Here is a 22,534-nt window from a genome sequence, read left to right as displayed (position 1 = left end):
GGAGACCATGGTCACGACGTGCTCCAGGAGCGGGTGAGCCGGAAGTAGAGCGCCGAGAGCAGGGCCAGGAAGACCGCCAGCACCAGGCTCAGCGCCGTCGCGGCCCCGTAGTCGCCGCCCAGGCTGGACGAGAACGCGTAGTCGTAGATCAGCAGCAGCACCGTGATCGTCGAGTTGGCCGGGCCGCCGCCGGTGAACAGGAACGGCTCCAGGAACACCTGCGAGGTGCCGATGATCTGCAGGATCAGCGTCACCAGCAGCACCCCGCGCAGCTGCGGCAGGGTGACGTGCCAGACCTTGCGCCAGATCGACGCGCCGTCGACCTCCGCGGCGTCGTACAGCTCGGGCGGCACGGCCACCAGCGCGGCCAGGTAGATGATCACCGTGCCGCCCGCGGCGGCCCAGGTGGCCTCCAGCACCAGCGACCCCATCGCGGTGTCCGCGGATTGCAGCCAGGACTGCGGCGCGATCCCGACCCAGCCGAGCACGGTGTTGAACAGCCCCTCGGGCCGGGGGTCGTAGAACACCTTCCACATCAGCACGGCCACCACCGGTGGCACCACGACCGGCAGGTACGCGACCGCGCTGTAGAGCCCGCGCCACCGCCGCACCTCGCTCATCAGCACCGCGGCCACCAGCGGTATCGGGTAGCCGAACACCAGCGCGATCAGCGCGAAGAACGCGGTGTTGCGCACCGCCGTGCCCAGCAGCGGGTCGGTGAAGACCGTCTCGAAGTTCTCCCAGCCGACGAAGACCGGCGCGGTGACCAGGTTGGTCTGCTGCACGCTCATCACCGCCGCGCGCACGATCGGCCACCAGGAGAACACCCCGAAGACCACCACCAGCGGCAGCAGGAACAGCAGCGTGCTCAGGCCGCCGCGCCGGATCCAGGTCAGCACGGGTGCCCGCTCAGCCCCGGTCGAGGACGGTCTGCACGTCGGCGTCGGCCTGGGCGAGCAGCGCGTCGATGTCGGCGTTCGGGTCGCTGAGCACCGCCTGCACGACCGTGTCGAGCACCGCGTACATCTCCTGGGCCTGCGCGGGCGGCTCCCCGGCCAGGTGCTGGCCGTGGATCCCCTCGGTGAACGAGCTCATCTGGCCCAGCGGGACGTTGACGTAGGGCTCGATCCACTCGTTGTACTGGGTGAGCGTGGCCTCGTCGAAGATCGGCAGCTTGGGCACCCCGACCGGCTGGTCGCTCTCGGCGAGGGTCTTGGCGTCCTGCACCGCGGCGTCCTGGCGGACGAACTTGCCCAGGTAGTAGAAGTCGATCCACTTCGTGGCCGCGGCCTGCTGCTCCGGGCTCGCCTTGACGTTCACCGCGGCCAGCGTGCCGCCGCCGAGCAGGCCGGAGTCGGCGCCGGGGGCCAGCGGCAGCACGGCCAGCCCGTAGTCGTCGGGGTCGATGCCGTTCTGCTGCTTGAGCGAGGTGTAGACGTCCGAGCCGCCCATGTACATGCCGATCTTGCCGGCGGCGAAGTCCTGGTTGATCGTGCTCCAGTCGTAGAGCACGTTGGCTCCCATGGAGCCGTCCTCCCAGCGCATCTGCTTGAGACGCTGCAGGGCGGCCTTCGCGCCGGGGTTGTCCACGGTGGCCTGCACCTGGTCGCCGGTGACGGACTGCATCCGCCCGCCGAGGGCGTAGGTCAGCGTGGTCAGCATCCAGCCGCCGGTGTTGTCCTGGGTCATCTCGGCGTAGCCGGCCTGCCCGGTGCGCTCGGCGATCTGCTCGGCGTAGCTGCGGACCTCGTCCCAGGTGGTCGGCGGCTCGTCCGGGTCCAGGCCGGCCTGCTGGAACAGCGTGCGGTTGTACTGCAGGCCGACGCCGTAGGCCTCGGTCGGCAGCGCGAAGATGCGCCCGTCGGCGCTCTTCCCGGTGGCCAGCACCGCCTCGTTGAACTTGTCCACGTAGCCCAGCGCCTGGACGTGCTCGGTGATGTCGGCGAGCTGCCCGCGCTCGACGAGCCCGGCGCCGTCGGTGAACGGCACCGTGAACACCGTCGGCAGGGTGCCGCCGGCGAGCTGGGCGGTGAACGTCGGGCCCGTCCACTCGTACTCCTGCGTCGTGACGTCGATCGTCGGGTTGGCCGCCTCGAACTGGCGGACCTGCTCCTCGAACGCGTCGAACGCGGCCTGCTCGCTGCCCGGCTTGAGGCTGACCACGGTGATCGCGGTCTTGCCCTCGGGCGTGGTGGTCGGCTCGCCGCCGCCGCTGCACGCCGTCATGCCGGCGAGCACCAGCGCGGCGGCCACCGCCGCTGCGGGTTTGCGGATGGACCTCATCGTCGTTTCCGTGCCCTCTCTACTGGTGGCGCTACTGCACGGGCGGTGGTGCGTCGAGCGGTGTCCGCAGCCAGGCCGCGGTGTCGGTCGGCAATCGGGCGTCGGTCAGCGCGCCGCTGGCCAGCAGGACCTCGCCGACCGGCAGCGGCACCGGCTCGGGACCGAGGTTGACCAGGCAGGCGAACGCGTCGCCGCGGGCGAAGGCGAGCACGTCCCGGCCCGACGGCAGCCAGCGCATCGGGCGGCCGGGCAGCTCGGCGCGCCGGATGCGCAGCGCCGCCCGGTAGAGCGCGAGCATCGAACCGGGGTCGGCGGCCTGCGCCTCGACGGTGAGCGCGGCCCACTCGGGCGGCTGCGGCAGCCAGGTCGCCCGGCCGTCGGGGGAGAAGCCGAACGGCGGCGCGGCGCCCGACCACGGCAGCGGCACCCGGCAGCCGTCGCGGCCCGGGTCGACGCCGCCGGAGCGCAGGAACATCGGGTCGGTGCGCAGCTCGTCGTCGAGCTGCTCGAACTCCGGCAGCCCCAGCTCGTCGCCCTGGTAGACGTACAGCGAGCCGGGCAGCGCGGCGGTGAGCAGCGCCGCGGCCCGGGCCCGGTGGGTGCCCAAGGCGGGGTCGGTCGGCGTGCCGGCGCGCTTGGTGGCGAACGCGAACCCGGTGTCGGCGCGCCCGTAGCGGGTGACCGGCCGGGTGACGTCGTGGTTGGACAGCACCCAGGTCGCCGGGGCGCCCACCGGCGCGTGCGCGGCCAGCGTGGTGTCGATCGAGGCGCGCAGCTGGGCGGCGTCCCACGGGCGGGCCAGGGTGTCGAAGTTGAACGCCGTGTGCAGCTCGTCGGGGCGCAGGTAGCGGGCGAACCGGGCCGCGTCGGGCAGCCACACCTCGCCGACCAGCAGCCGTTCGTCGGGGTAGCCGTCGGCGATGGCCCGCCAGGACCGGTAGATGTCGTGCAGCTCGTCGCGGTCGACGTAGGGGTGCCCGCCGGGGCCGGCCGCGGCCGGCACCTCGGGCAGCTCCGGGTCCTTCACCGGCAGCACCGCCGAGTCGATGCGCACCCCGGCGACCCCCCGGTCGAACCAGAACCGCAGCACCGACTCGTGCTCGGCGCGCACGTCCGGGTGCGACCAGTTGAGGTCGGGCTGGGCCTTGCTGAACAGGTGCAGGTACCACTGGCCGGGGGTGCCGTCGGCGTTCTTGGTGCGGGTCCACGGGTCGCCGCCGAACTCCGAGACCCAGCCGGTGGGCACCTCGTCGCCGTTCGGGCCGCGCCCCGGGTGGAACCAGAACCGCGCGCGCTCCGGCGAGCCGGGGTCGGCGGCCAGCGCGGCCTGGAACCACGGGTGCTGGTCGGAGACGTGGTTGGGGACGATGTCGACGATCGTGCGGATGCCCAGCGCGCGGGCGTCGGCGATGAGCGCCTCGGCGTCGGCCAGGGTGCCGAACGCGGGGTCGATGCGGCGGTAGTCGGCGACGTCGTAGCCGCCGTCGGCCATCGGCGAGGCGTACCAGGGGGTGAACCAGATGGCGTCCACGCCCAGCTCGGCGAGGTGGCCCAGGCGGGCCCGCACGCCGGTGAGGTCGCCGACGCCGTCGCCGTTCCCGTCGGCGAAGCTGCGCGGGTAGACCTCGTAGATCACCGCGTCGCGCCACCACTCGCGCTCGCCCATGGCCCCCCGCTCCGGTCACTCCGTCGTGTGGCCGGGGACGGTACGGGTGCCTAACAGACTAACGCAAGATTTCGACAGAACCTGGTTGGGAATTAGTCAGAACGGACCTGCGCGGTGGAGGCGCGCACCACGAGCTCGGGTTCGTAGAGCAGCTCGGCGGTACCCACCCGGCTGCCCCCGATCTGGTGCACGAGCAGGTCGACCGCGGCCCGCCCCATCGCCTCGATCGGCTGGCGCACGGTGGTGAGCGCGGGGTCCACGCAGGTCATCAGGGCCGAGTCGTCGTAGCCGATGACCGAGACGTCGCGCGGGACGCTCATCCCGCGGCGGCGCACCGCCCGGATCGCGCCCAGCGCCAGCGGGTCGCTGGCGCAGACCACGCCGGTGACGTCGCGGTCGAGCAGGCGCAGCATCGCGGCCTGGCCGCTCTCCAACGAGAACATCGCGTGCTCCACGAGCTCGGGCTCGGCCGGGCCGCCCGCGCGGGCGCTCGCTGTCCGGAACGACGCAAGCTTGCGTCGGGACGGCACGTGGTCGGCGGGGCCGAGAAGCAGCCCGATCCGGCGGTGCCCGAGCGCGCGCAGGTGCCCGAACGCCTGCTCCACCGCCACCTCGTCGTCGCAGCTGACCTGCGGGAACGCCAGCCCGCCGACCGCGGCGTTGACCAGCACGGTGGGCAGCTTGCGGGTGCGCAGCAGCGTGTAGTGCTCGTGCGAGGCGTCGGCCTCGGTGTAGAGCCCGCCGGCGAAGATCGCGCCGGAGACCTGCTGCTGGAGCAGCAGGTCGACGTAGGCGGCCTCGCTGACCCCACCCGCCGAACTGGTGCACAGCAGCGCGGTGAGCCCCTGCTGGGCGAGCGCGCCCCCGACGACCTCGCCGAAGGCGGGGAAGATGGGGTTCTGCAGCTCGGGCAGCACCAGCCCGACCAGCCGGGCGCGCTCGCCGCGCAGCCGGGTGGGCCGCTCGTAGCCGAGGACGTCGAGGGCGGTGAGCACCGCTTCCCTGGTCGCTTCGGAGACCCCGGGCTTGCCGTTGAGCACCCGGCTGACCGTCGCCTCGCTCACGCCGACCTTCTGCGCCACCACTGCCAGCCGTCGAGTCACGGCGCAAGACTAACGCAAATTCTTGCGTTCCGATGCAGTGGCTTGCGGCTATCGCACCGGGACGTCCGGTCGGTGGTTCGATCGTCCGGACGGACCCTCCGGAATAGTTGATGCAACAACTAGATTGGGTACCACCATGACCGACATCGCGCCCAGCGGGCTGCACCACGTCACCGCGATCGCCGCCGATCCGCAGGAGAACGTCGACTTCTACGCCCGGGTGCTGGGGCTGCGGCTGGTCAAGCAGACGGTCAACTTCGACTCCCCGGACACCTACCACCTCTACTACGGCGACGCCGCGGGCTCGCCCTCGACGATCCTGACGTTCTTCCCGTGGAAGGGCGTTCCGCCGGGCCGCAACGGCGCCGGGCTCACCACGAGCACCGCCTTCGGCGTGCCGCCGGAGTCGATCGGCTGGTGGCAGCGGCGGCTGTCCGGGTTCGGCGTCGACGCCGACGCCCCGGTCGACCGCGACGGCACCGAGGTGCTGACCCTGCGCGACCCGCACGGCCTGGTGATCGACCTGGTGGCCGCGCCGGGCGACGCGCGCTCCGGCTGGGACGGCGCCGCCGGGGTGCCCGCCGAGCACGCGGTGCGCGGGCTGCACTCGGTGACGCTGTCCGAGCGGCAGCTCGAACCGACCCAGCGGATGCTCTCCGAGCTGCTCGGGATGCGGCTCGACGGCGAGCGCGGCGACCGCGCCCGGTACGCGATGGACGACGGGGCGAACGGCACCGCCGGCGCGATCGTCGACCTGGCCGCCGAGACCCGCCGGCAGGGCCTGCAGGCCGGCGGGACCGTGCACCACGTGGCGTTCCGGGCCCCGGACGCGCCGACCCAGCTGCGCTGGCGCCGGCAGCTGCTCGAGGCCGGGGTGCAGGTCACCGAGGTCCTCGACCGGCAGTACTTCACCTCCATCTACTTCCGCGAGCCCGGCGGCGTGCTGTTCGAGATCGCCACCGACCAGCCCGGCTTCGCCGTCGACGAGCCGCTGCTCGCACTGGGCCGGGCGCTGAAGCTGCCGCCGTGGCTGGAGCCCGACCGCGCGCAGATCGCCGCGGCGCTGCCGACCCTGCGCCTGCCCGACGCCCCCGACGGCTCCGCCCCGGCGACGTCGTGAGCACCGATCCGCTCGACCGGCCGCACGTCTGGTTGCCCGGCCCCGGCCCGACGCCGCTGCTGCTCCTGCACGGCACCGGCGGCGACGAGCACGACCTGCTGCCCCTGCGCGAGCACCTGGCCCCCGACGCCCCGGTGCTCTCGGTGCGCGGGACGGTGCTGGAGAACGGCATGCCGCGGTTCTTCCGGCGGCTGCGCGAGGGCGTCTTCGACGAGGACGACCTGCGGGCCAGGGTCGACGAGCTGGCCGCGTTCCTGGCCGCCGCCGAGGCCCGCTACGGCGTGGCCGCGGGCACCTGGGCCGCGGTCGGCTTCTCCAACGGCGCCAACATCGCCTCGGCGCTGCTGTTCGGCCACTCGGACTCGCTGACCGCCGCGGTCCTGCTGGCCGCGATGGTGCCCTACCGGGACGGGCCGCCCCCTGCCGACCTGGGCGGGCGGCGGGTGCTGGTCTCCAACGGCAGGCGCGACCCGATGGCCACCCTCGACCAGACCACCACCCTGGTCGGCCAGCTGCGGGACCGCGGCGCCGAGGTCACCGAGCTGCCGCACGACGGCGGGCACGGCATCGACGCGCGCCTGCTCCCGCGGATGGCCGAATGGCTGCGCACTATCGCGCGCACGTAGCCGACCCGCGGCGGTGCCCGGCGCGCGCTCCCGGCCGGAGTTCAGTGGGCGACCGGGACACGTCGGGGGCCGTAGGTCAGCCGGCGCAGCAGCACCTCGGCCGGGCCGCGCACCCCCGCGCGGGCCGACACCGCCGCGACGACAAGGATCACCAGCCAGGCCCCGGCGCCGAGCAGTGCCACCTGCCAGAGGTGGGCCCGCGCGCCGAGACCCAGCGTCCAGGCGGGCAGCAGGGCCACGAACGCCACCGACTGCGCCAGGTAGCACGACAGCGAGCGCTGCCCACAGGCGCGCAGCGCGCCGGCCACCGGACCGGCGCCGCGTCGCGCGATCCGGACCGCGAGCAGCCCGAACACCGCCGCGTACCCGAACCCGCCCGCGTAGCCGCCGACCGCGTGCAAAGCCCCGGCCGCCAGCAGGCCGGCCAGTGGCGGCGACGTCCAGTACCCGGCGGCCACCAGGGCCAGCGGCAGGCCGCCCAGCACCGCGGCGGCCATCCCCACCACGGCCACCCGGACCAGCAGCGCCCGGTGCCGCCCGGGCTCGTCGAGCAGCCGGCGCCGAGCCGCCCAGGCCCCCGCGGCCACCGCTCCCACCGTGCCGGGGACCTGCAGCACCACCCCGACCCCCAGCCACTCGACGCCGCGCACGGCCGCGGCCGCCGCCGGGTCCACGATCGCCATCGACGGCAGGAACGCCTGCGGGTCGCCGGGCAGGGGCAGGCCGCTGAAGGCGTAGAACAGCCCCACGAACGCCGTGCCGGCGACCACCACGCGGACCAGGGCCCGGTCCGAGCCGCGGAGCAGCAGCCCGGCGGTGAGCAGCGCGACCAGCCCGTAGGCGGCGACGATGTCGCCGGACCACAGCAACAGCCCGTGCGCCGCCCCGATGGCCACCATCCAGGTCCCGCGTCGGCGCACCAGGCCCACCGCCGCGCCGGTGCCGTCGGGGCCGTTCGTGCGCCGGCGGGCGAGCTGCACGATCCCGTAGCCGAACAGCAACCCGAACATCGGGTAGGCCCGCCCGTCGACCAGCAGCATCTGCAGCAGCGCCACGATCGCGTCGATCCCGCCCGGGTCGGCGGGGTAGCCGCGCGGGCCGAGCGAGTGGCCGTACGTGTAGGCGTGCACGTTGGCCAGGGCGATGAGCAGCAGCATGCCGCCCCGGGCCAGGTCCGGGGCGAGTGCGCGGGCACCGGTGGGGGTGGCGCCCGGGTCCGGGGGGAGGGTCATGCCCACGACACTAGGGAGCGGCCGCGCCCCGGGGATCAATCGGTCGGACGATGGGGCATCGTCCGTTGGGCGTCCGTCGCAGCTGTCGCCGGCCGGAGTTCAGGAAAGCCACGATGCTGCCCGCAGAGGGCGGCATCGTGGCTTTTCCTGAACCGGGGTCGGGGGGTCAGTGGGCGACCGGGACGCGTCGGGGGCCGTAGGTCAGCCGGCGCAGCAGCACCTCGGCCGGGCCGCGGAACCCGGCGCGGGCCGACGCCGCGGCCACCACCAGGATCACCAGCCAGGCCCCGGCGCCGACCAGGGCGGTCTGCCACAGGTGCGCTCCCTCCCCGAGCCCGAGCGTCCACGCCGGCAGCAGCGCCACGAACGCCACCGACTGGGCGAGGTAGCAGCTCAGCGAGCGCTGCCCGCAGGCCCGCAGCGCGTCGGTCACCGGGCCGGTGCCGCGCTCGACCACCCGGATCGCCAGCAGCCCGAACAGGGCCGCGTACCCGAACCCGCCCACGTAGCCGCCGAGCGCGTGCAGCGAGCCCGCGGCCAGCACTGCCCACAGCGGGGGTGAGGTCCAGAGCTGGGCCGCCATCAGGGCCATGGGCAGCCCGCCCAGCACGGCCGCGGCCAGCCCCACGACGGCCACGCGGGTCAGCAGCGGGCGGTGCCGCTCCGGCTCGTCGAGCAGCCGGCGCCGGGCCGCCCAGGCTCCGGCCGCCACGGCCCCGAAGACGCCGAAGGCCTGCAGCAGCACCCCGATCGTCCCCCACTCGAACGCGCGCGCGCCCAGCGCCGCCAGCGGGTCGGCGATCGCCATCGAGGCCATGAACGCCTGCGGATCGCCCGGCATGGACAGCCCGGAGCCCGCGTAGAACAGCGTCGTGACCGTGGTGCCGGCGACGGCCACCCGCGCCAGCGCCCGGTCCGACCCCCGCACGAGCAGTCCGGCCAGCAGCACCGCGAGCAGCCCGTAGGCCCCGACGATGTCACCCGACCACAGCAGCACGCCGTGCACGGCGCCGATGAGCAGCATCCAGGCGCCCCGCCTGCGGACCAGCCCGACCACGGCGTCCACCGACCGGCCCACCGCCGTGCGCCGCCGGGTCAGCTGCACGATCCCGTAGCCGAACAGCAGCCCGAACAGCGGGTACGCCCGGCCGTCGACCAGCGTCATCTGCAGCAGGGCGACCACGCTGTCGACACCCCCGACGTCGCGCGGGTAGCCGCGGGGACCGAGCGGGTGCCCGTAGGTGAACAGGTGGACGTTGGCCAGCGCGATGAGCAGCAGCATGCCGCCGCGGGCCAGGTCGGGCGCGAGGGCGCGGGCGGCGATGGACGTGGCACCGGGATCTGTGACGGCGGTCATATCCCTGACGGTAGGGGCCGGCGGTGCGCTGGGCGTCCACCGTCGGATCGATACGCCGTCGGTCGAAGGATGGGCGGCGGTTCATCCCGAGGTGCGCGCCGGTTGGCTCCAGGGCCTCGTCGCCCCTACCCTGTTAGGCGTAGTCAGTTACGCCGAATGGTCCTAATGCGGCCATGCGTAGGCGACGGGGGAAATGTGGCCATTCAGGATTACGCGCGGGTTCTCCGGGAACGATGGATGATCCTCGTGCTCACCACGGTGCTGGTGACCCTCGGGGCGGGAGTCGCCTGGACCCTGCGACCGGTCGAGTACACCGCGCGCATCTCGCTCTACGTCTCGGCGCAGTCCGCCGACACCGCCAACGCCGCCTACCAGGGCAGCTTGCTGTCGCAGCAGCGGGTGTCGTCCTACGTGGAGCTGGTCAACAGCATGCGGGTGAGCCGGGCGGTGGTCCGGCAGCTCGGCCTCACCGAGTCGCCCGCCGCACTGGCGGGTCGCATCACGGCGTCGAACGCGGCCGACTCCGTGCTGATCGACGTCGCCGTCACCGGCGGCTCGCCCGAGGGTGTCGCGACCGTCGCCAACTCGGTCGGTCGCGTGTTCACCGACCTGGTCGCCGAGCTCGAGCGCCCGGCCACTCCCGATGCGCTGGCGCCCGTGCTGGTCAGGGTCGTCGAACCGGCCGAGGTCCCGACGGCACCGTCGTCGACCGGCCTGCCGGCCAGCCTCCTGCTCGGCCTGCTGGTCGGGCTGGCCGCCGGGGTGGGCCTGGCGCTCCTGCGGAACGCCACCGACAGCTCGATCAAGTCCCTGGAGCTGCTGCACGCGGTGACCCGGGCACCGAACCTCGGGACGATCGCGTACCAGGCGAACACCCCGAAGCGGCCGCTGACCGTGCACGACGACGATCCCCAGTCGCCGCGTGCCGAGGCGTTCCGGCAGCTGCGCACCAACCTGCAGTTCATCGACCTGGACAACCCCCACAAGGTCATCGTGGTGACCAGTTCGCTCCCCGAGGAGGGGAAGACGACCTCCCTGTGCAACCTGGCGATAGCCATGGCCGCGACGCGCGCCCGGGTGCTGCTGGTGGACGCCGACCTGCGCCGGCCCAAGGTCGCCGAGCTCCTCGGCCTGGACGGGACCGTCGGGCTGACCGACATCCTGTCCGGCAGGCTGCGCCCCGATCAGGTGATCCAGCCGTGGTCGGGCGGCAAGTTCGACGTGCTCGCCAGCGGTTCGCTGCCACCCAATCCGAGCGAGCTGCTCGGCTCGCGGCAGATGACCGAGCTGCTGGCGGAGTTGCGCACGCAGTACGACGTGGTGCTGCTGGACACCCCTCCGTTGCTCCCGGTCACCGACGCCGCCGCGGTCGCGCCATCGGCCGACGGAGTGATCCTGGTCTGCCGGTACAAGCGGGCCAACCGGGAGCAGGTCGGCCGGGCCGTGCAGGCGCTGGCCGCCGTGTCGGTGCCGGTGCTGGGCACCCTGTTCACGATGGTGCCCACCCGCGGCCCCCGCGCGTACGCCGGGTACAACTCGTACTACCGCGCCGAGCCTCCGGTGCTCGCCCACCACGAAGCGACCGACGCCGCTCGGGCACCCTCGGATGTGACACGACACGGGGGCCGTCACTCCGACGGGTGGCCCGGGACGGGCTGATCGGGCCGGGCCGCTGCACGGCGTCACCGACCCCGTGGTCCCGGCCTGCCGCCGATCGTCGCCGCACCTCTGTTTCCGGTCTGGTTCCGGCAGGCTCCGCAGCTCGATCCGGCCGTTCCTCAAGTTCCGCTCAATTCCACGCGGCTCCGACCGAACGTACCCGTTGTGTCATCGCCCGCCGAGGACGGCGGCGATACATTGGTGTGGACCGAATGAAATGTTCTTGCAGGTCGGCGTGGTGTTCGAGGCGCGGCACGTGAGCGATGTCGGGGAGATCCGCGCTGCCGCACACAATTGCCGCGCGATTCCGTGACGTCATTCACCGCAGTGCCCGCGAGGTGCTCGCCCGGTCTTCAACGCACCCCGACGGAGGCCGAGTGGAAACGTACGTGGAGCAGGGGTCGCCCGGCGCGGCGGTACGCACCGCCGGGAGCCCTGACCGGGCCGGCGTGCGCCGCCTCCCGCGACGCGCCCGGCGCCTCGCCCTGCTGGCCTGGGACAGCGCCGCGTGGGTGATCGGCCTGTCCACCGGCGTCTGGCTCCGTTACGACGGGGACGTGACGGCCATCGACACGCGAGGACTGGCCCAGGTCCTGGTCGTCGCGCTGGTGGTGCAGGTGATCGTCGCGGTGCCACTGCGGCTCTACCGGGGCCGGTACTCGACCGGCAGCGTCGAGGACGCGATCAGCGTGACCGCGGCCGTCGCCCTGGTCGGCATCGTCGCCTTCGTCGTCGTGCTGCTCCCGAGCCTGCCCCCGGTGCCGCGTTCGGTGCCCGCGGCGGGCGCCCTGATCGCGCTGCTGCTGTCCGTCGGGGCCCGGGTGGTCGTGCGGCGGTGGCGGGACCGCAGCGTCCGGTCGGACGGTCCGCCCACGCACCGGGTGATCGTCCTCGGCGCCGGTCTCGAGGGGCAGCAACTCGTCCGGTCGATGATCGCCGACCGCGGCCGCGAGTACCTGCCGGTCGCGCTGCTCGACGACGATCCCGACCTGCGCCGCCGCCGGGTCTACGGAGTCCGGGTGCGCGGCACCCGTGACGACATCGCCGAGGTCGCCGCGGCGACCGGGGCGGACCTGCTCGTCGTCGCCTCGTCGGTGCTCGACGCGACGGCGGTGCACCGGGTCAACCGCGCCGCGACGACGGCGGGCCTCGGCGTCAAGGTGCTGCCGCCGATGGCCGAGCTCCTGGGTTCGGAGATCGGCCTGGCCCAGCTGCGCGATCTCGACATCACCGACCTGCTGGGCCGCCAGCCCGTCGAGGTCGACGTGGCCGCGATCGCCGGGTACCTGACCGGACGGCGGGTCCTCGTCACCGGGGCGGGCGGCTCGATCGGGTCCGAGCTGTGCCGGCAGATCCACCGGTTCGGGCCCGCCGAGCTGATGATGCTCGACCGGGACGAGTCGGCGCTGCACGCCATCCAGCTGTCGATCCACGGCAGCGCCCTGCTCGACTCCCCGGACGTGATCCTGGCCGACATCCGCGATGCGGCCGTGCTCACCGCGCTGTTCGTCGCGCGCCGGCCGGAAGTGATCTTCCACGCCGCCGCGCTCAAGCACCTGCCGCTGCTCGAGCAGTACCCGACCGAGGCGTGGAAGACCAACGTGATCGGCACCCAGAACGTGCTCGACGCCGCCCGCGCCTGCCGGGCCGAGAAGTTCGTCAACATCTCCACCGACAAGGCGGCGAACCCGATCAGCGTGCTCGGGCGGTCCAAGCGGATCGGCGAACGACTGGTCGCCGACGCCGCCTGCCGGGCGACGGGGACCTACCTGTCGGTCCGGTTCGGGAACGTTCTGGGCAGCCGGGGCTCGATGCTCGGCACCTTCACCGAGCAGCTCGCCCACGGCGGCCCGATCACGGTCACCCACCCCGAGGTGACCCGGTTCTTCATGACGATCCCGGAGGCGGTCCAGCTGGTCGTGCACGCCGCGGCCATCGGGGCTCCGGGTGAGGTGCTCGTGCTCGACATGGGCAAGGCCGTGCGGATCGAGGACGTCGCCCGCCAGTTGATGGAGATCGCCGGCCGGACGGTGCAGATCGTCTACACCGGACTCCGCAGGGGCGAGAAGCTGCACGAGGAGCTGTTCGGCGACGAGGAGTCCAGCACCTGCCAGGTGCACCGGGCGGTCTCCCACGTCACCGTGCCCACGCTGGGGATCACCTTCGTGCGGCAGCACGGCGACCGGGTCGGTGCCGAGCGGGCGATGGTCGAGCTGCCGCAGTTCCCCGACTCGTCGTGGACCGGCGAGACCGCGATGCTGGCCCCGCTGCTGGCGCTGCGGCGTGCGTGACGTGGACGTGTCCTGTCGTCTGTCGATACGATTCGTATCGTATCGAGTGGCACGTCTCGCCGAGGCTGCCCCCAGATGCCGACCGGAGGCGACCCACATGGTGACCTATCGGCAGGCCAAGCGGCTGCTCGACCTGGTGCTCGCCGTCGTGGCGCTGGTGTTGTCGTCCCCTCTCCAGGTCGTGACCGCCGCCGCGATCGCCGTCCGGCTCGGTCGGCCCGTGGTGTTCCGCCAGCTCAGGCCGGGACTGCATGGGCGCCCGTTCGTCCTGGTGAAGTTCCGCACGATGCTCCCGGCGGACGCGGCACGGGGACGCATCGACGACGCGTCCCGGATGACGGCCCTGGGTCGGGTGTTGCGCAGCACCAGCCTCGACGAGCTGCCGACGCTCTGGAACGTCGTGCGGGGGGAGATGTCGCTGGTGGGCCCCCGGCCGCTGCTGATGCAGTACCTGGACCGGTACACCCCGCAGCAGGCCCGCCGGCACGAGGTGCCTCCGGGACTGACCGGCCTGGCCCAGGTCTCCGGCCGCAACGGCCTGAGCTGGGAGCGGAAGTTCGAGCTGGACGTCGAATACGTCGAGCGGTGCTCCTTCTCGCTGGACATCCGGATCCTGCTGCGCACGATCGGGTCGGTGCTGCGCCGGAGCGGCATCAGCGGACCCGGTGTCGTGACGATGTCGGAGTTCACGGGGGAGCCCGTTCCGCAGCTGCCCGACCCACGGCGGCCCCTGATCATCGTGGGCTGCGGGGGCTTCGGCCGGGAGGTGCTCTGCACTGTCCAGGCGATCAATGCCGCCGGCGGTGACTGGGTGGTCGAAGGATTCGTCGACGACGATCCGTCGCCGGCCGATCGGGCCGCCGTGACCGCACTGGGGGGACGGATCATCGGCACGGTGGACCTGCTCGCCGCGCGTCCGGACCCGTTTCACGCCGTGGTCGCGATCGGTTCCGGCGCTGCGCGCAGGGCCGTGGTCGACCGGCTCGCGCATGCCCCGGTGACCTACCCGGCGTTGATCCATCCCGATGCGACGATCGGTCCGCTGGTGTCGATCGACATCGGTGTCGTCGTCGCCACCGGCGCACGGCTGAGCACCAACATCACCGTGGGCGCCCACGTCCACATCGACCAGAACGCGACGGTGGGCCACGACACCGTCCTGCACGACTTCAGCCGGCTGAACCCCCAGGCGTGCGTGTCGGGTTCGGTCGTCGTGGGGACCGGTGCCTTGATCGGAGCCTCTGCCACGGTCCTGCAGGGCCTGCGGGTCGGCGACTCCGCCGTGGTGGGCGCCGGTGCCGTGGTCACCCACCCGACGTCCACGGGTTCGACGGTGGTGGGCGTTCCAGCGCGCCGTGCCGTCGTGGCGCGGCGATGAGCCGGGTGCCCGGCCCGACATGCGGCGTGCCGTCGTGACGGGATCCGCCGACCTGCGCTCCGGCGGGCGTGGCGGGCGGACGCTCGCCCGCGCCACCGGCCTCATCGGTCTCGTCTACGGCGGCTCGGTCGGTCTGCTCTTCATCGGGGAGCTGCTGCTCGCGCGCCACCTCGACACCGCGGAGTTCGGGCAGTACAACCTCGTGCGGCAGGGCGTCCCGGTCGTCGTGGTCCTCGCGCTGCTCGGCTACGACCAGGCGCTCACGAGGGAGACCGCAGCACGCGGCGGCATCGCGCCGCGGCTGGACCGTCGCCAGTGGCGGCTGGTTCTGCTCTGCGTGGTCGTCGCAGCGGCCGGCGCGGGGTACCTCGTCCTCCGTCTGGGTGTGGCCTGGCCGATCGCGTGGACCCTCGTGGTGGGCAGCGCCGCGATCGCGCTGAGCAGCCTCGTCTCGGGCGTGATGCGGGCGAGCAACCGGCCGGGACTCGGAGCGCTGGCGCAGCAGGGCCATCGGCTTCTCGCCGGCGTGGCCTTCATCGGCGCAGCCGGTCTCCTGTCCGGCACCGGCGCGGCGCTCACGTTCTGCATGTGTGCGCTGGTCGTCGCCGTCGGATGCGTCATGTGGTCGACCCGCCTGGCCGCTCCCTGGCCGATCGACGATGCGGCACACCGCACCATGCGGCGCCTGGGCGTCGGGTACAGCCTGTCGATGCTGACGCTGGCGGCCGGCGACTGGGCGGACCTGGCGCTCGCCGCCGAGCTCAGCAGGAGCCTCGCGGACGTCGGCCAGTACGGGCAGCTCAAGCTGCTGGCGCTCTACCCGATCCTGTCCGTCGGTTCGATCCTGGGTTTCGTGGCGCTGCCCGCGATCGCGTCCCGCCGGGCGACGATCACGCGTTCCACGGCGCGGCGGTGGGCGGTGGGCGCTGCGATGACATCCCTCGCGATGACGGCGGTGGCGGTTCCGGCGTCGCGTTACCTGGCGGACGTCCTGTTCCAGGTGCGAGCCCCCTGGGCGCTTCTGACGGTGCTCGGCGCGATCGGTGGACTGCGCCTGTTCTACGTGCTGCCCAGCGCCTACCTCGGTGCCGTCGCGCCGCCGCGGTGGCTCTTCGGGCTCGGAGCCGTCGGAGCGGTCGGCCTGCTCGTGCAGGTCGTGGTGACGGTCGTGGTCGGCGGCGACATCCTGCTGGCCGTCGCGTACGGGCTGCTGGCCGGGACCCTCACGCGAGTGATCGCCGGCGTGGTCATGAGCTCGAAGCTGCTCCGGTCCGGGGAGGTCGCCCGATGACGCCCGATCGGCAGACCCGCTATCTGGTCCTGTCCATGGCGCCCTACCGGTACGCGACTCGCACGCGCAAGGCCGCCGTCGCCTACCGCGACCGCGGGCCCGTGACCTTCTTGTCCCTGCAGGGGGTGGGGCGGACCGGGAAGCGCGACTCCGCCGGCACCCGCCTCACGGACGGTGTGAGCGTGCATCAGGTCCCGCTGCGCACGCCGTCGACTGCGCCCACGGTCCCCAGCCAGCTGTCCAACCTCCTCCGCTCGTACCTTCCCGCCTTCGGGCGACTCGTGCGCGAGGTGTGGCGGCGCGACGGCGACGTCGTCCACGTCACCGGAGTCCCGCTGCTGGTGCTGGGGCTGTTGCACCAGGCTCGGCACGGCTCCCGCCTGGTGCTGGACGTCAACGAGCGGCCGGCCAGCGTGTCGGCGACGGGTTCGCTGTTCGCGCTGTTCCGCAGGGTCGAGCCGCTGCTGCTGAGGGCCGGTGCCCGGCGGGCGGACGTGACGCTGGTCGTCACGCCCGGCCATGCCACGCTGCTGACGTCCGACCACGGGTTCGGCGAGGTCATCGTGGTGCGGAACGCGCCGCTGGCCGGCTGGCGCAGCGCGTACACCGCGCCGCCTGCGCACCGGGCCGGGGTGCTCCGCGTCGTCACGGTCGGGACGCTGTTCGAAGGCCGTGGCCTGGAACAGCTCATCCACGCCGTGCGCATCGCCCGCGATCGCGGCACTCGCGTCGAGCTGGACGTCCACGGCGCCGGCCGACCGGACTACGCGGAATCGCTCGTCGAGCTGGCGACCCGCCTGCAGGTCACCCACCAGGTGCGGTTCCACGGTCGGCTGGACGGTTCCCGGGTGTCGCAGGCCTACCTGGCCGGTCACCTCGGCGTCGCGCTCTACGAGCCGACGGACGCGGGCAACGACTCGTTGTCCAACAAGATCCTCGAATGCGTCACCACCGGCCGACCGGTGCTCGCCGGCGACCTCCCCGAGAACCGGAGATTCGTCGTGGACAACAAGGTCGGTTGGCTGACGCCGGTCACTGCCGAGGGCATCGCCGAGTCGCTCGTCGCCCGTGCCGCCGAGGACGACCTCGATGATCTCGCCGGCCGGTGCCGGGAGCTCGGCGACCGCGAGTTGACGTGGGAGGCCGAGTTCGGTGCGGTGTTCCGCGCACTCGACCGACTGCACGATCCGCGCAGCACGGCCGCATGAGCCGAACAGCGTCGATCAGGGCGGATCTCGCGGCGCTGGGTGTCCTGGCCCCGGTGCGCGCGTTCTACGAGCTCGGTAAGCGCTCGGGTGCCCACGGGCTCGCGCTGCGGGCCGCCACCCGCTCCGCGCGCCCGGCGGTCCTGCGCCTGGTTCCCGGCTTCCGGCCGAGCGGTCGGGTGGCGCCGGCAGCGGCCGGGCGTTGCATCGCGGACGCCCGACAGATCGTCGAGCTCGGGCACCGGGTCTTCGGGCAGCGGATCCCGGTGCGGGCGGCCGAGGACTGGAACCTGGTCGGTGACCACGGCGCGAGATGGCCGTCCCCGTTCTGGTGGCAGATCGACATCCGGACCGAGAAGCGCCTCGGCGACGTGAAGTGGGCCTGGGAGCTCGGCCGGCACCGGGACATCGTCGTGCTCGCCCGCGCCGCCTTCCTGCAACCGGGGGAGCAGTGGGAGGGCGAGCTGGCCCGACGGCTGCGCCTGTGGTTCCGGGCCACCCCGACCGAACACGGCGTCCATTGGTACTCGAACCTGGAGATCGCGCTCCGGGCCGTGGCCTGGATGCAGGTCCACGCCCTGTGCGCGGACGTCCTCCCGCAGGACGTGCGCGATTCGATGGCGCTCGACGTCGCCCGAGCACGCCGGCACCTGCTCGTCGACTTCCCGTACACGGTCAGCAGCATGCGCAACAACCACCTCCTCGGTGATGCCCTCGGGTTGTTGGCCATCCAGAGGTTCACCGGCGGCAGCGCCCGGAGCCGGCTCTCCAGGATCGCGGAGCGGGCCTTCGCCGCTCAGCTCGACCGCCACATGCGTCCGGACGGCTCGATGATCGAGGACTCGGTGTCCTACCACCGCTTCGTGCTGGAGATGCTGACGGTCAAGCACCTGCTGGGGGACGGTTCGCCGGCCGTGGTGACGGCGATGGGAGGGGCCGCACGGCATCTGCGGCGGATGGGTGCGCTCGACGGCCCGATCCCGCAGTGGGGCGACTGGGACGAGGGCCGGGTACTCGCGTCCTCGGGTGATGCCCTCGACCTCGCCGGCTCCACGGCACTGGGACTCGTCCTCAGCGGGCGGTCCGCCGACCCGCGGTGGTGGTCGGAGTTCGACGAGGTGGCGTGGTACGCCCCCCCGATCGGGGACGTGGGAGCCACGACCTCCGCCGCACGACCCCCCGAAGCAGCCGTGGTTGTGAGCGGCGGCATCGCCCGGGCCACCGTCGGCGATTGGGACGTGTGGCTGAAGGGCGGTACCGGGCCGTCGCACCAACACGCCGACCTCACCCACGTCAGCGCCCGCTTCGGCGACCGATGGGTGCTGGTCGACCCGGGCACGGGCACCTACAACGGTCGGCTCGACGTGCGCAACGCCTTCCGCACCAGTCGGGCCCACAACGGTCTGCGCACCCGGGGCGAGGAGATGTTCGTGCCGCACCGGGCGTTCCGATGGCTCACGTCGGCGACCGTGCACTGCGGAGTGCCGGTCCGGACCAGGGGAGCGGTCGTCGTGTGGGCCGTGCACGACGCGTACGCCCGATCGGAGGGGGCCGGGCGGATCGCCCGTGCCGTGGTCGTCACCGCGGACGGCCTGACGGTCGTGGACTGGCGCGAGGACGGACAGGATGCGCTGCTCACGGTCGCACTCGCACCGGGTACCGAGATCGTGCGGAACGAGCTCCACCTCGCCCACTGCCCGGGGCTCGTCGTCCGCGGCCTGCAGGGCGGCTCGGCGGTGGAGGGGCAGGAGCAGCCCTTCGCCGGTTGGCACAGCACGACCTACGGCCAACGGGAACCGGCCACCTGGTTGGAACGGTCGGTCAGCGGGACCGCGGCCACGGTGTGGGGCGTGGCGCGGCGGTGGAGCACCGCCCACGACGCAACCGTTGACGGGGACCAGGTCACGGTCGCGGGCATCGAGATGGGGATGGAGTTCCGGCCCGGCGGCGCCAGCATGGTCGTCAGGGTCGGGGGACGGACCCGCATCCACACCGCCGGGACGGGCGCCGCATGACCCGCCGTCGAGTTCTGGTCCTCAACCACTTCGCGGTACCGGTCGGAGAACCGGGAGGGACCCGGCACACCGAGCTGTTCGGCGCTCTCCCGGGGTGGGATCACCTGATCGTCGCGTCGCGCACGAACCTGTCGACCCACCGGACGCAGCGGGACCGGCCAGGCTTCCGCTTCGTTCCCGTGACGCCGTACCGGAGCAACGGCGTCGCCCGGATCGGCAACTGGATGAGCTACGCGGTGATGGCCGTGGTCGCATCCCTGCTCGACGTCCGGCGGCGACCGGCGGTCGTCTACGCCTCGTCGCCGCACCTGCTCGCCGCCGCGGCAGGCGCGGTCATCGCGGCCGCCTCCCGGGCACCGCTGGTGCTCGAGATCCGAGACCTGTGGCCGAAGGTCCTCGTCGAGATGGGCCAGCTGTCCGCGAGCTCGCCGATCTGTCGTGCGCTGGCCGCGCTGGAGTCGTGGCTGTACCGCAGGGCCGACCGGATCGTGGTCCTGGCGGACGGCGTCGCCCGCTCGTTGGAACAGGCGGGGGTCCCGGTCGAGAAGATCACGGTGATCCCCAACGCCGCGGATCCGGAGTACTTCGACACCGAGGTCACCCGTGACGATGCTCGCGCCCGATACGGGTTCGACCGGCTGACCTTCGTCTACGCGGGGGCGCACGGCCCGGCCAACGGCCTCGGTCTGCTGCTGGACGCCGCGGCCGTGATCGGTGACGACATCGGCATCGTCCTCGTCGGCGACGGCGTCTCCCGAGCCGCCCTGGTCGAACGCGCGGTGACCGAGGGCCTGACCAATGTCCGGTTCCTCGACCCGCTCCCCAAGGCCGAGATGCCCCGGCTGCTGCATGCGGCCGACATCGGCGTCCACTGCCTGGCCGACGTGCCGCTCTTCCACTACGGAGTCAGCCCCAACAAGCTCTTCGACTACATGGCGGCGGGCAAGCCGGTCATCACCAACACCCCGGGAGACGTCGCGGCGTTGGTGACCGACTCCGGCGGGGGCATCGCCGTGTCGCCGTCGGGCCTGGCCGCCGGCATCTCCCGGATGGCGGAGGCCGGCGCGGACCAGCTGTCCCGTTGGGGCTGCAACGGGCGACGACACATCCGGGAGAACCAGTCGCGGCAGGTCATGGCCAAGCGGTTGAACGCGATGCTCGACACCCTGGTCCCCGACGTCGGTGCGCAGTGATGCCGACTGCGCGAAGGGCGGCTGCCGGCTCCTCCGGGGGTCGTTCCGCGGACGGATCCGTCGGGCCGTCGCCGTCTCCGTCGCCGGGCCCGCCGAGCCGACGGCTCGGCGACATCCAGGGGCTCCGGGCGGTCGCCGTCCTGCTCGTGGTGGCCTACCACGCGGGGCTGCCGGTCCAGGGCGGGTTCGTCGGGGTCGACGTCTTCTTCGTCATCTCCGGCTTCGTCATCACGATGTTGCTCCTCCGCGAGCTGGCGGCGCACGGCCGCATCCGGTTCCGGCGGTTCTACGCGCGGCGGATCAGGCGGTTGCTCCCCGCGCTCGCCCTCGTCCTGACCGTGACCGCCCTGCTGTCGATGGTGCTGCAGTCGCCGTTCGGCTCGCAGCAGGACACCGCAGTGGCGGGGGTCGGTGCCAGCATGTGGCTGGCCAACGTGGCCCTGTACCTCGTCACCGGTGACTACTTCGACAACGCCGCCGAGACGATCCCCCTGCTGCACACCTGGTCACTGGCGGTCGAGGAGCAGTTCTACCTGGTGTTCCCGGTGCTGCTCGCGGTGGGTTACTGGTGGGGACGCCGGAAGCAGCGGCGGGGCGTCGGAGGAGCCACCCTCGTCATGGCCGCGGTGGTCGCCGCATCCTTCGCGATCTCGCTCTGGCTGTCCTACGGCCACGGCCTGCCGTTCATCGACAAGCCGTCGACGGCGGCGTTCTACTCCGCGCCCAGCCGTGCCTGGGAGTTCGGGATCGGCGGCCTGGTCGCTCTGTGGGCGGACCGCGGGACACCCCTCTCCCGCGCTGCTGGTGCCGCAGTGGGCTGGACGGGCGCGGCTCTGCTCCTCGCCGCAGCGACCCTGATACCCGACACGGCCGTGTTCCCCGGATCCGTGGCCGTCGTGCCGGTCGTCGGTACGGCGTTGGTGATCGTCGGCGGGCGGACGGAAGGGGGCGCACTCGGTCGCCTCCTGGCTCGCCGGCCGCTGCAGGCGATCGGCGACGTCTCCTACAGCTGGTACCTCTGGCACTGGCCGTTGATCGTCTTTGCGCACCTGGTCTGGCCGAGTGATTCCGGGGTCACGGTAGCGGCAGCGGTGATCGCATTGCCGCTGGCGTGGGCTTCCTACACCTACTTCGAGCAACCGATCCGGCGGGGCGGTGGGCTGAGCGCATGGGCGACTGTGCGACTTGCTGTCGTGAGCATCGTCGTCCCCATCCTGCTGTTCGGAGTGGTGTACGCGGAGGCGACGAGAAGCTGGGGCAACCCCGCGATCGCGGCCATGGCCGAACAGGTGAGACCCGTACCGACCGGTTATCGAGAGGGCTGCCACAGTTCGACGCCCGTTCCTGCCCGAAATCTGACGAGATGTACCTTCGAAGGGCGTCCTGGTGGGCCGAGGGTCTTTCTGGTCGGGGACTCGAATGCGGGCCAGTATGCGGAGGCGGTGATCGACGCAGGGCGTGCCCTGGATCGGACCGTCGTGCTCGCCACGATGTCCGGTTGCCCGCTGATCGATCTCGTGTTCGAGCGGGCCGGGCGACCTGATGACGATTGTCGGATCTTTCAGGAGCAATCCACTCGATGGTTGACCGAGCAGGCTGGAGCGTCGATCGTCATAGCCGCCGCGAACGAGGCCATCAACGATCCGGAGGTCACTCTTCGTGATCCTCTGACCGGTGAGGGGGCGTCCGAGCCCAGCGCGAAGCAGCGTCTCTGGGCGGCTGGTCTGGAGCGTACGCTCACAGCGCTGAAGAGCGCGGGCCATGCCGTCCTCATGGTCAACGTCATTCCACACCTCGGCGGAGACCAGCAGCGCTGGTGGTCACCATCCCAGTGTGCGTTGCCGACGCTGCGCGACAGCGTCAGTGACTGCGGAGTCGAAGTTCCGCTTCAGGACGTCGATGAAACCCAGGCTCGTGCGCGCACCGCCGAGCATGATGCAGCGGCGAGCGCGGGTGTGCAGGAAATGGATCTTCGTGCCGTGCTCTGTCCTGACTCCAGTTGTCGTTCGGTTCGCGATGGGGTCTGGATCTACCGCGACGGCCTGCACATCTCGACCCGCCAGAGCCATGCGCTCGCGGGGGAGTTCGAGATCGCCTTGGGAGGTAATCCCTGAC

The 22,534-nt window shown here is 72.5% G+C and carries 16 protein-coding genes; 10 read left to right on the top strand and 6 right to left on the bottom strand.

Features of this window, described 5'->3' with window-relative positions; translation table 11 throughout:
* Positions 1 to 11: 11 nt before the first annotated feature.
* The 4 genes from KDL28_RS02405 to KDL28_RS02390 form a co-directional block, all read right to left on the bottom strand.
* The gene (locus KDL28_RS02405; protein ID WP_252435508.1) at positions 12 to 899 is read right to left on the bottom strand and encodes a carbohydrate ABC transporter permease; all 888 of its coding nucleotides are present in this window, start codon (positions 897 to 899) and stop codon (positions 12 to 14) included.
* A 10-nt stretch (positions 900 to 909) separates the two neighbouring features.
* Positions 910 to 2,283, bottom strand: a complete 1,374-nt coding sequence (locus KDL28_RS02400) for an ABC transporter substrate-binding protein (RefSeq protein WP_252435507.1) — start codon at positions 2,281 to 2,283, stop codon at positions 910 to 912.
* A gap of 31 nt (positions 2,284 to 2,314) precedes the next feature.
* Entirely contained in the window at positions 2,315 to 3,949 is a 1,635-nt protein-coding gene (locus KDL28_RS02395; RefSeq protein WP_252435506.1) for a glycoside hydrolase family 13 protein, read from the bottom strand.
* Positions 3,950 to 4,041: 92 nt separating this feature from the next.
* Positions 4,042 to 5,052, bottom strand: coding sequence for a LacI family DNA-binding transcriptional regulator (locus tag KDL28_RS02390; protein WP_252435505.1), 1,011 nt, complete (start codon positions 5,050 to 5,052; stop codon positions 4,042 to 4,044).
* A gap of 136 nt (positions 5,053 to 5,188) precedes the next feature.
* On the opposite strand from KDL28_RS02390, the gene KDL28_RS02385 reads away from it, so the two are divergent.
* Together KDL28_RS02385 and KDL28_RS02380 are read left to right on the top strand one after the other, a co-directional pair.
* A complete protein-coding gene (locus KDL28_RS02385) occupies positions 5,189 to 6,172 on the top strand; it encodes a ring-cleaving dioxygenase (RefSeq protein ID WP_252435503.1) in 984 nt (327 codons plus the stop codon).
* On the top strand, positions 6,169 to 6,798 hold the full coding sequence (locus tag KDL28_RS02380) for an alpha/beta hydrolase (RefSeq protein ID WP_252435502.1): 630 nt from the start codon (positions 6,169 to 6,171) through the stop codon (positions 6,796 to 6,798). Before KDL28_RS02385 ends, KDL28_RS02380 begins: the two co-directional genes overlap by 4 nt.
* Positions 6,799 to 6,839: 41 nt before the next feature.
* Here KDL28_RS02380 and KDL28_RS02375 read toward each other — a convergent pair whose 3' ends face one another.
* Both KDL28_RS02375 and KDL28_RS02370 read right to left on the bottom strand, forming a co-directional pair.
* Positions 6,840 to 8,030 carry a DUF418 domain-containing protein gene (locus KDL28_RS02375; protein ID WP_252435500.1) on the bottom strand — a complete coding sequence of 397 codons (1,191 nt, stop codon included), beginning with the start codon at positions 8,028 to 8,030 and terminating at the stop codon, positions 6,840 to 6,842.
* A 166-nt stretch (positions 8,031 to 8,196) separates the two neighbouring features.
* Positions 8,197 to 9,387: a DUF418 domain-containing protein gene (locus tag KDL28_RS02370; RefSeq protein WP_252435498.1), complete on the bottom strand. Its 1,191-nt coding sequence runs from the start codon at positions 9,385 to 9,387 to the stop codon at positions 8,197 to 8,199.
* Between the two features lie 69 nt (positions 9,388 to 9,456).
* On the opposite strand from KDL28_RS02370, the gene KDL28_RS02360 reads away from it, so the two are divergent.
* The 8 genes from KDL28_RS02360 to KDL28_RS02320 all read left to right on the top strand — a co-directional run bounded on the left by KDL28_RS02360 (position 9,457) and on the right by KDL28_RS02320 (position 22,533).
* Positions 9,457 to 11,046: a tyrosine-protein kinase domain-containing protein gene (locus KDL28_RS02360; protein ID WP_308215913.1), complete on the top strand. Its 1,590-nt coding sequence runs from the start codon at positions 9,457 to 9,459 to the stop codon at positions 11,044 to 11,046.
* A gap of 377 nt (positions 11,047 to 11,423) precedes the next feature.
* Positions 11,424 to 13,337: a polysaccharide biosynthesis protein gene (locus tag KDL28_RS02355; protein WP_252435497.1), complete on the top strand. Its 1,914-nt coding sequence runs from the start codon at positions 11,424 to 11,426 to the stop codon at positions 13,335 to 13,337.
* Positions 13,330 to 14,715, top strand: a complete 1,386-nt coding sequence (locus KDL28_RS41055; RefSeq protein WP_308215912.1) for a NeuD/PglB/VioB family sugar acetyltransferase — start codon at positions 13,330 to 13,332, stop codon at positions 14,713 to 14,715. Before KDL28_RS02355 ends, KDL28_RS41055 begins: the two co-directional genes overlap by 8 nt.
* A gap of 34 nt (positions 14,716 to 14,749) precedes the next feature.
* Positions 14,750 to 16,006 carry a polysaccharide biosynthesis protein gene (locus KDL28_RS02340; protein ID WP_252435496.1) on the top strand — a complete coding sequence of 419 codons (1,257 nt, stop codon included), beginning with the start codon at positions 14,750 to 14,752 and terminating at the stop codon, positions 16,004 to 16,006.
* Positions 16,003 to 17,214 carry a glycosyltransferase family 4 protein gene (locus KDL28_RS02335; RefSeq protein WP_252435494.1) on the top strand — a complete coding sequence of 404 codons (1,212 nt, stop codon included), beginning with the start codon at positions 16,003 to 16,005 and terminating at the stop codon, positions 17,212 to 17,214. Before KDL28_RS02340 ends, KDL28_RS02335 begins: the two co-directional genes overlap by 4 nt.
* Positions 17,211 to 19,226: a heparinase II/III domain-containing protein gene (locus KDL28_RS02330; protein ID WP_252435492.1), complete on the top strand. Its 2,016-nt coding sequence runs from the start codon at positions 17,211 to 17,213 to the stop codon at positions 19,224 to 19,226. The genes KDL28_RS02335 and KDL28_RS02330 overlap by 4 nt, the downstream gene beginning before the upstream one ends.
* Complete coding sequence (locus KDL28_RS02325) at positions 19,223 to 20,419, top strand: glycosyltransferase family 4 protein (protein WP_252435490.1); 1,197 nt, start codon at positions 19,223 to 19,225, stop codon at positions 20,417 to 20,419. The genes KDL28_RS02330 and KDL28_RS02325 overlap by 4 nt, the downstream gene beginning before the upstream one ends.
* On the top strand, positions 20,419 to 22,533 hold the full coding sequence (locus KDL28_RS02320; protein WP_256500646.1) for an acyltransferase family protein: 2,115 nt from the start codon (positions 20,419 to 20,421) through the stop codon (positions 22,531 to 22,533). The genes KDL28_RS02325 and KDL28_RS02320 overlap by 1 nt, the downstream gene beginning before the upstream one ends.
* Position 22,534: the final 1 nt, after the last annotated feature.

The organism is Pseudonocardia humida (assembly GCF_023898865.1).
GTDB lineage: Bacteria > Actinomycetota > Actinomycetes > Mycobacteriales > Pseudonocardiaceae > Pseudonocardia > Pseudonocardia humida.
Note: the sequence above shows the minus strand (reverse complement) of the source record. Positions and strands in the feature narration are given on the sequence as shown.

Bases quoted from the DNA above. Each gene is read 5' to 3' on its own strand.
- KDL28_RS02400 (WP_252435507.1), bottom strand. From the start codon at position 2,283: ATGAGGTCCATCCGCAAACCCGCAGCGGCGGTGGCCGCCGCGCTGGTG.
- KDL28_RS02395 (WP_252435506.1), bottom strand. From the start codon at position 3,949: ATGGGCGAGCGCGAGTGGTGGCGCGACGCGGTGATCTACGAGGTCTAC.
- KDL28_RS02385 (WP_252435503.1), top strand. From the start codon at position 5,189: ATGACCGACATCGCGCCCAGCGGGCTGCACCACGTCACCGCGATCGCC.
- KDL28_RS02375 (WP_252435500.1), bottom strand. From the start codon at position 8,030: ATGACCCTCCCCCCGGACCCGGGCGCCACCCCCACCGGTGCCCGCGCA.
- KDL28_RS02370 (WP_252435498.1), bottom strand. From the start codon at position 9,387: ATGACCGCCGTCACAGATCCCGGTGCCACGTCCATCGCCGCCCGCGCC.
- KDL28_RS02360 (WP_308215913.1), top strand. From the start codon at position 9,457: ATGGGCGGCGGTTCATCCCGAGGTGCGCGCCGGTTGGCTCCAGGGCCT.
- KDL28_RS02335 (WP_252435494.1), top strand. From the start codon at position 16,003: ATGACGCCCGATCGGCAGACCCGCTATCTGGTCCTGTCCATGGCGCCC.
- KDL28_RS02330 (WP_252435492.1), top strand. From the start codon at position 17,211: ATGAGCCGAACAGCGTCGATCAGGGCGGATCTCGCGGCGCTGGGTGTC.
- KDL28_RS02325 (WP_252435490.1), top strand. From the start codon at position 19,223: ATGACCCGCCGTCGAGTTCTGGTCCTCAACCACTTCGCGGTACCGGTC.
- KDL28_RS02320 (WP_256500646.1), top strand. From the start codon at position 20,419: ATGCCGACTGCGCGAAGGGCGGCTGCCGGCTCCTCCGGGGGTCGTTCC.